Source organism: Stieleria sedimenti (assembly GCF_025060895.1).
GTDB lineage: Bacteria > Planctomycetota > Planctomycetia > Pirellulales > Pirellulaceae > Stieleria > Stieleria sedimenti.
In genome coordinates this window covers 1-8,053 of sequence record NZ_JANZKV010000127.1, presented here as the reverse complement: position 1 = coordinate 8,053, position 8,053 = coordinate 1, and the positions used below count along the sequence as shown (strand labels likewise).

Sequence of the window (8,053 nt, the reverse complement as noted above, 5' to 3'; positions counted from 1 at the left end):
TTTCACGGTGTTTTTGAAGCGCAACCGGACGGCTCGCGCCGTTCCGCTAACACCTTTAGTGCCAAAGTAGATGGCATTGGGCGTGAGCCAGTGACGCGTGAAGGTTTTGAACTCACCCCGCGCCGACCGCTAACACGCCCCGCCGGAGTCGTCCGGTAAAAAATGGTTGACTTGTTCTGGTGAAATTGCAATGATTCGCCCAGCGAACTGATCGCCGCTCGGCGAATTGATTTTGGAACCGCCATTCTGAAGTCAGCATCGAGGCATCGGACTACCCGATTCACTTTTGTCATTTGCACACAAGTATTGGGAGAGACCGATGGATGATGTACGGCGCGTGTTGAAACAATTCTGGGGCTTCGATTCCTTCCGCCCCCTTCAAGAGCAATCGATTCAGACCATTCTGGAAGGTCGCGACAGTCTGACGGTGCTGCCCACCGGGGCCGGTAAATCGATTTGCTTTCAAGCCCCTGCCTTGTGCAGCGGACTTCACGGGAGCAAAGGTTCTGGTGCCGGCGACTTGGCAGTCGTGGTGTCGCCGCTGATCTCATTGATGAAGGACCAAGTTGACGCGTTGAAGCAAAAGGGAGTCCCGGCGGCCTTCGTCAACAGCACGCAAGACGAAACGGAAAAGCGCGACGTTGCCGATCGGATTCGTCATGGCGACCTTCGATTGCTGTACCTGGCCCCCGAACGCTTGCTCTCTCCCAAGACGCTCGGTTTCTTGCGGCAGCAGCAATGTGTCCGCTATTTCGCGATCGATGAGGCGCACTGCGTCAGCCAATGGGGGCACGACTTTCGTCCGGAGTATCAGCAGCTCAAAACGCTCAAGCAGGTGTTCCCCGAGGCGTCCGTTCATGCGTTTACCGCCACCGCTTCGCAGCCCGTCCGCCGCGACATCGCTCGCCAATTGGGGCTCTCGGAACCGAGTTTTCTGGTCGGGAATTTTGATCGCCCCAATTTGACGTATCGGATGATCCGTGCCGGGCAAAAGATGCAGCAGATCATGGAGGTCGTCGATCGTCATCGGGGCCAGTCGGGCATCATCTATTGTCTCAGCCGTCGCGAAGTCGACACGACGACCCAGGCGCTGCGAACGCTGGGACTGAAAGCCAAACCGTACCATGCCGGCCTGACCGCTCCGCAGCGGAAGGCGAACCAAGACAGTTTCATGCAGGGACGCTGTGACATCATCGTCGCCACGATCGCCTTTGGCATGGGAATCGACAAATCGAATATCCGGTTTGTGATCCACACCGGGATGCCCAAGTCCGTCGAGCACTACCAGCAGGAAAGTGGTCGAGCCGGTCGCGACGGTTTGGATTCAGAATGTGTTTTGCTTCACAGCCCACGAGACTTCCTGGTCTGGAGCGACGTGATGCACGGCGAAGCCGGCCAAGTCGCCCGGGATGCCTTGCAGGCCATGTTTGAACTTTGCAACGACGTCACGTGTCGGCACAAAGCGATCGTCGAATACTTCGGACAAGACTACGGCGTGATGCGTTGCGGTGCCTGTGACGTCTGCTTGGGTGAGTTGGAATTGCACGAACGGTCGGCCGACATCGGGCGAACCATTGTTGCCTGTGTCCAGGATTTGAAACAAAAGTACGGCGCCGGATATGTCGCCCGCGTGCTGGCGGGAAAATCCGACAAACGTATCGTCCAGTCCAATCACGACCGGCTGAACCGTTTCGGGGCACTCGGCGACCACGGTCCGATGGCAATCAAGGTCTGGATCCAACAGCTGATCAGCCAGAAATACCTGTGTCGCAGCGGTTCTTACAAGACGCTGGCGCCGACCGAATCAGGCCGGCGTCTGCTGCGTGGCCAAGGGACGCCCAAGTTGACGGCCACCGGACGCAGCAAGAAGTCTGCCGATGGGAGTGACTCCTTTGTCCCCGCCATCAGCTCGTTGGCCGCGTTTGATTACTTTCGTTCGGGCGATTCGATCGAGTCGGTCGCGCAAAAGATGTCCCGCGCCCAAAGCACCGTGGTCAAGTATCTGGCCGACTACATCCGGCATCACGGCATCAATGATCCGACGCCCTGGGTGAAACCTGAAACGGCCCAGCGCGTCTTGGCAAACAAGCATTTGGCCGGTGACGGAAAAATGAAACCGATCTTTGATCACTTCAACGGCGAAGTCAGCTACGACGAAATCCGCATCACCCTGGCGTGTAGCGGATAGCAGATTCGCCGGACGCCGCTCGGAATCCCGCTAACACGTCGGTTGCTTGTTAGCGGCAGGGCGCAAGCCCTCCGGTCTTTCGTGGTGTTTTCGAGCTGCAACCGGACGGCTCGCGGGCTGTCGATTTAGCCGAGATCTGCTGGTTCAATGGTGAGCCGCTGGCCGTAAGGCCTCGGGCGGGCGTCACTGTGCCCGGCCACTTACGCGTCGCGGCTCACAAAAACGACAGCCCGCTCGCGGCGTTCCGTTGGCACCTTTCGAGCTAAAGAAAGTGACATTGGGCTCGCGCCCTACCGCCAAAAAATGCGTCACCGCGTTGCCGCTACGACAGGCAAGGCGCAAACCGCAATCGTGCGGTAGTGGTAAATGTGTCGGTTGTAATGGTCGTCATTCTTCACCCGAGTGGGTATCGCGTCGGGCAGGGATTGCGGTTTGCCGTTTGCATCGTTTGGAATCCAAATCTTGGCGCAACCGTCGTTATCCACTTGGTAACCAAACTCAAACTTCGGATCGGTCATGGTGTAGTCATCCAAACCGAGCCCGATCTTCTCCAGATCCGGCAACATCGACGGCCAGCGTTGCTCCTGCAGTCGATATTGTTTGATCGCGATCGCCGTTCGTGTCATTCTCAATCCCGTTTCCACTGAACCGATTGCTTCTTCCGTTGACATTCGATGAGAATTCAATTCCCGTGCAGTTCCGTCATCAATCAGCACGCCGGCAAGCTTCGCGATCAGCGATCTGTTTTTCAAATCGTTGTCGAATCGGTGATCCCACTTTGCACTGTGCAAGTCGAGGGTTGACGGATGGTCCCAAGATTCGAACAATCCCGCCCGGTCGGCGCTCAGCCGCTGAAACGCGGTTACCTGATCCTGTAGTTTTGCCAGCTGGTCGGGCTCGTTCCAAAAACCGGCATGGAGTGATTCAGCGATCAATCGTTGATACGTGCCACTTGCGGTTCGATGCCACACATAGAAATGAAACGCGTCGAAATAGTCCAGCGCAGGCGCGATGTCGACCAACAGTTGCAATGTTTGCAACGCGCGATCAGCATCCTTGTCGACAATGGCGGCATGAAACTCAATTTCAAACAGATGGATGAAGGGAAGCGATCCATGTGTTTCGAAGCTCCACATCGAGCCAACGACGCTGGGGTCCCAAACCGGTGTTTCATCGGCAAGCAACTGTTTCATTTCTGTGATCAATGGCTGTGCTTCATTCGAAAACTGATGCAATACATCGGGAGCGATCTGAAATGCGCCGGCTTTGTCGGTGGTTTCCAACAACCCGTCAAACCGAACTTCCAGACCTTGCACCGCGAACGCTAACGTTTCCCACCTTGCCGAAAGGTCCGTCGATGTATCGGCGTCGTAGACTACTGCTTCGTCGGCTGTCTTCAACCCGAATCCTGGTCCGGTTGCATCGTGCTGGTCGTCCCACGCCATTTTGACAACGAATGCGATGACCAAAACAACGGCCGCTGCCATCAAGAGAGGAGGCGCAATCAGTCCAATCAACCATCTGCGTTCCAGCCGCGTCATGCGTTTCCGCGATGTTTTTTCAATTTGTGATTGCATTCTGCGTCAACTCCTTTTCCCAAGCAGCGTACCACTGGGCACCGGGATATTTAGATCGAATTTCGGTATTCAGCAAAGCAGCTTGCGAGGCACCCTTGCGACGCGCTCGGTCGCTGTACGGACCTTGTTCAAACTCTTGGTAATTTCCGCTGACCAATTCATGCAGCGTCTTCCGTTGCTGTACCGACGATTGTCCTTGTTCTTCGGCCTCCAACAGCTCAAGCAAATGGAACGCAATCGAGTCGATCATGTGGTTTCGAAAGAGCCACCGCCCCAATCCGCCGCGGTACATACCCGACCACGCGTTAATCGGGTATCCACCAAACTGATCCGCGGGTGCTCCGCTTTGAAGATTTTCATGCCAGTCGTACCACGAAACCAAGACAGCCCGGCGGCGAGCATCCGACCATCCCTGTGTGTCGGCGACTAGATCCAGTGCTGACTGCGCAGCCGGCTGGTCCAAGTGTTTTTGGTATTGATGGTTGTCAAGCAAGTCTGCGACCCAGCTGACGATCGCATCGGCGTGGTCTTGATCAATCACCCGCGGGCTTCGTCTCAGCCTTCGCGCCAGTTTCGTCATTGTATCCAACCAATCATTCAGCTCAGCCAAAGCTTTCTCGTCATCGGGCGACTGAATAAACTGAACCTTTGCGAAGGACGCGAGCGATAGAATTCCATTGAGCGTATTGGGTTCACACATGGCGACTTGCTCTTGAGCGTCATCGGCATAGAGATTTGCCAAGTGTGCGGCGGAGAAATCCCGGTCGTCGTAACCTAGGGCGGACGTGTTGCCGACCGGCCGATTCACGTCTGGAAGCTGAAAGTTGCCGTTCGGCGTCTGGAAAGAAACCTTGTTGCTCGGCATTCTTCCGCGCGCGTTGGCTTTCGATGCCTGTTGCGCCAGCGAACGTCGTTGCGCGCTCGTGATGGACGGATAGCTGAAATACTCCGTCGTGAGCGGAATCAATGGAATCGCGAGAAACAGAACGAGTGCAGGAACGGACTTTGCAAATAATCTTCGTCCCTGCACGCCGTCGGCATACGTTCGCATCGACATCAATGTCGCGACGAGCGGCAAAAAGTACCAAAGCACAGCCATCGCAATGATGATTGCCACACCGATCGTCGTCGTGCCGATCGTCATCGTGCCGCCTTGGGAAAGCACCACGCCGGCCGCGAACAGAGAAGCGACCGATGCCGCGGGGGCCACCATCAACGAAATCGACAACGCCCGAATCGTTTGACCGACCCATTGTGAAATGCTGTAACAGTACACCGCCAAAAGAATGACGACGATTAGCGGCGGAACATAAAGGTAACGTCTGTCTGCGCTTTCAATCGATTGGCCGATCACACCAATGAAGAGATAGAGCAATGATGCGAACCCCAATACAGCCACGGCCAACAGATGTCGCCCCAGCCAGAGCTTTGCCGGCGAAGCACCACGATCGGAAAAAAAGCGTAGACGCTCCGCTTTGCCGTCACCGGAAAACGCGAACACGCCCAAGCAACAGACGCCAAACAGGCCGATGAAGGTGAGCACCGTGCCGCCGCTGCGTGAGCTTCCAACATACGGCAGGCCACCGCCGGCTGAACCAACCACGCCCGCCAAAATCATCAATAAAATCCCCCACAACGCGAGTCGATTGCTGCCGAACGATTGCCGTAACATCGCCAACGTGGTTGACCGGAACGGTTGGTCAGGAACACGTCGCTGTGTCTCGGCGGATGGACCGAACACGGCATAGGGGGAAAATCGATGTGCGTCCCCAGACTCCTTGTCCGCTTTCGCGGGCGATAGGACGCGGATTGCCGCCCTCCATGCGAGTGCACCGACAATGACGGTTGCAATCAACGTGACCGCCAAGGCCGCAGAATCCGAAATCAGCGGGTCCACGTAGGCCGTTCCGACACGCATCCGGCGGATCGATTCACCAAGGTGGACGACTGCAAAGGGGGCAAACGCCAACGGAATGATGGCGATCAGACTTGCGAAAGAGTTTCGAATTCGCCAGCTGGTATAGAATCCACAAACCAAGATGTAAAAGGTGTGCAAATGCCAGGAGAGAAACGCGATGACTTGTGTGCTCAGCGTGTCTTGGTTCAAGTTTGGCAAAAGCGGAAACCTGAACCCGCCCGGAAACGCACCGAGCATCAATTCGATTTTGATCAGTGCCCAGCAACCGATCCACATCACACCGAGTGCAACCGTGCAGACGATCAGCTTGATTCGGATCAATCGACCCGGTGAGATCGGCATCGAGGTGAGCCAATCGATCGTCTTTTGATCACGTTCTTGACCGACCGTCATTGCGGCCGCTCCGACGGCAAACAATCCCGGCAACGCCAGTGGAATGTAGTGTGCGTATCGACGCATCGCGTCTATGCCATCCGGTGACATTTGCCAGACGAGCATCAAGACAAGGCCAACGGCAAACAGCGCCGCGACCAGTGGAAAAAGCTGACGCGTTTCTTTCCAAACCAAGCCCCGGTTGTTCGTGAATCCTTCGGTCATGCCAGGCCTCCTTCGATCACCATCGGTACCTCAGCATTCTCGACTGGTTTGGGCGACTGGGACCTGCCGGTAAAGGCAATGAAGATTTCCTCCAGCGACAAGGCTCGCTCGGAAACACCGTTCACGCCCACGCGTGACGCCAGCAAGTCGTGCATCTCGGAGTCATAGTGACGAACCACCATGCTGCGTTGCCGGCCATAGCTCTGTTCGTCAAGCACCTCGGCCGGCTTGGGAAGTGTCGGCAGCGCAACCAGCGGGTCTTCCAAACTGATCGCCACTTCGGTCACCGAATCCTTCAACTTGTCCAGCGGTTCACAAACACGCACTTTGCCGTCGTGCAGAATGGCGATGACGTCCGCCACCCGTTCCACTTCAGAGATCTGATGGCTGGACAGAAACACCGTTCGTCCGGAGGCCGCGCGATCGATCATGCTTTCCAAGAAATCACGGCGGACCATCGGATCGAGCCCCGATGTCGGTTCGTCCAGAATCAGTAAATCAGGATCGTGAGCCAGCGAGAGCGACAGCGCAACTTTCGCACGCTGCCCTTTGCTCAAGTGACGGATTTTTCGGTCTTCGGGAATCTCATACCGCCGGATCGACTCTTTATAGCGGGGTAAGAATTGGTTGTCGTATAGTGTGGCTGCGAACCATCCGATCTCACCGACCCCCATCCAGTCATAGAGCGCGGGCGCGTCGGAGACATAACCCGTTCGGCGTCGGATTTCCAACGCATCCTTCGCAGGATTCAGATCCATGATCCGGCAGGTCCCCGATGTCGGCAGCTGAAACCCGGTCAAAATGCGTATGAGCGTCGTTTTGCCGGCCCCGTTCTCGCCGAGCAAGGCAAAAACAGTCCCTTCGTCGACGTTCAGCGTCACACCGCGCAACGCATCGCAACCCCGAAAACTCATTGTCAAATCGGATGTCTGAATGATGTGATTCATGAATCGAATGCCGCGTGAATAGTGTGCTGGAAGCGGTGGCGGAGTCAGAGAACTCGATGGGAAATTCAAATTCAGTCGGGAACCGGTGAACTAATCACAGCCACGTTTCCCTCCAAAGTCTTCAGTTTGCGTGAAACGATCTGTTGGACTTCTTTCCCCGACAGCCCGGCGGAGAGGGCTTCGGTTAAAACGCCGGCGATCCGATCAGCAATGATCTCTTTGCGTTGAACACGGCAGGTCGCGGTCGCACCGTCACAGACGACCATTCCCTTGCCGCGCAGTGTCTCGACGATGCCTTCGGCTTGCAAATCCTGTAACGCCCGGGTGACGGTGTTCGGATTGACTGTCATCTGCTGGCTGAGCGCGCGGACGCTGGGAAGCAGCTGCCCGGGCCGCAATGTCCGTTCAGCGATCGCAAATTTGATTTGACGCACGATTTGCAAATAAATCGCAACGCCGTTGGAAGGATCAATCGTGAAGAGCATCGACTCGCTACATCTACGGCCAACTGGTGTACTAGCTAGATGGTAAGGGAGGAAGGTTGGGGTGTCAAGCGAGAGGCCGACGAGAAGAATCACGGCTACATTGACGCCCGCGGCTAGTCGCCAATCACCGCAACGGTTTTCTCGCTCAGTTGCCCATGTTGGATCGCAATCATGCAATCGGAGGATTAACCGCATTCATCGGTGACCAGGACCCGGGTTGGGAATCGTTAACGTCGACGAGATTGAGCGAGTCTCTCGTGCCGAAGACTGCCGCGAACCAACCGATCCCACTGCCTAAATTTCCGGCAAGTGCGGTCGCGCTGGTGTCCAGGCTTTCGCCC

Annotated in this window: 5 protein-coding genes; 1 reads left to right on the top strand and 4 read right to left on the bottom strand. The window is 56.2% G+C overall.

Translation table 11 applies throughout. The features are described from left to right. Positions 1 to 319 precede the first annotated feature (319 nt). The gene (locus NZK35_RS16800) at positions 320 to 2,188 is read left to right on the top strand and encodes a RecQ family ATP-dependent DNA helicase (RefSeq protein ID WP_259633692.1); all 1,869 of its coding nucleotides are present in this window, start codon (positions 320 to 322) and stop codon (positions 2,186 to 2,188) included. Between the two features lie 308 nt (positions 2,189 to 2,496). Here NZK35_RS16800 and NZK35_RS16795 read toward each other — a convergent pair whose 3' ends face one another. The 4 genes from NZK35_RS16795 to NZK35_RS16780 all read right to left on the bottom strand — a co-directional run bounded on the left by NZK35_RS16795 (position 2,497) and on the right by NZK35_RS16780 (position 7,712). Continuing rightward, positions 2,497 to 3,765, bottom strand: a complete 1,269-nt coding sequence (locus NZK35_RS16795) for a hypothetical protein (RefSeq protein ID WP_259633691.1) — start codon at positions 3,763 to 3,765, stop codon at positions 2,497 to 2,499. Beyond that, entirely contained in the window at positions 3,749 to 6,280 is a 2,532-nt protein-coding gene (locus tag NZK35_RS16790) for an ABC transporter permease (protein ID WP_259633690.1), read from the bottom strand. Before NZK35_RS16790 ends, NZK35_RS16795 begins: the two co-directional genes overlap by 17 nt. Then, positions 6,277 to 7,227 carry an ABC transporter ATP-binding protein gene (locus tag NZK35_RS16785; RefSeq protein WP_259633689.1) on the bottom strand — a complete coding sequence of 317 codons (951 nt, stop codon included), beginning with the start codon at positions 7,225 to 7,227 and terminating at the stop codon, positions 6,277 to 6,279. The genes NZK35_RS16790 and NZK35_RS16785 overlap by 4 nt, the downstream gene beginning before the upstream one ends. A 71-nt stretch (positions 7,228 to 7,298) precedes the next feature. Beyond that, positions 7,299 to 7,712 carry a GntR family transcriptional regulator gene (locus NZK35_RS16780; RefSeq protein ID WP_259633688.1) on the bottom strand — a complete coding sequence of 138 codons (414 nt, stop codon included), beginning with the start codon at positions 7,710 to 7,712 and terminating at the stop codon, positions 7,299 to 7,301. Between the last annotated feature and the right edge of the window lie 341 nt (positions 7,713 to 8,053).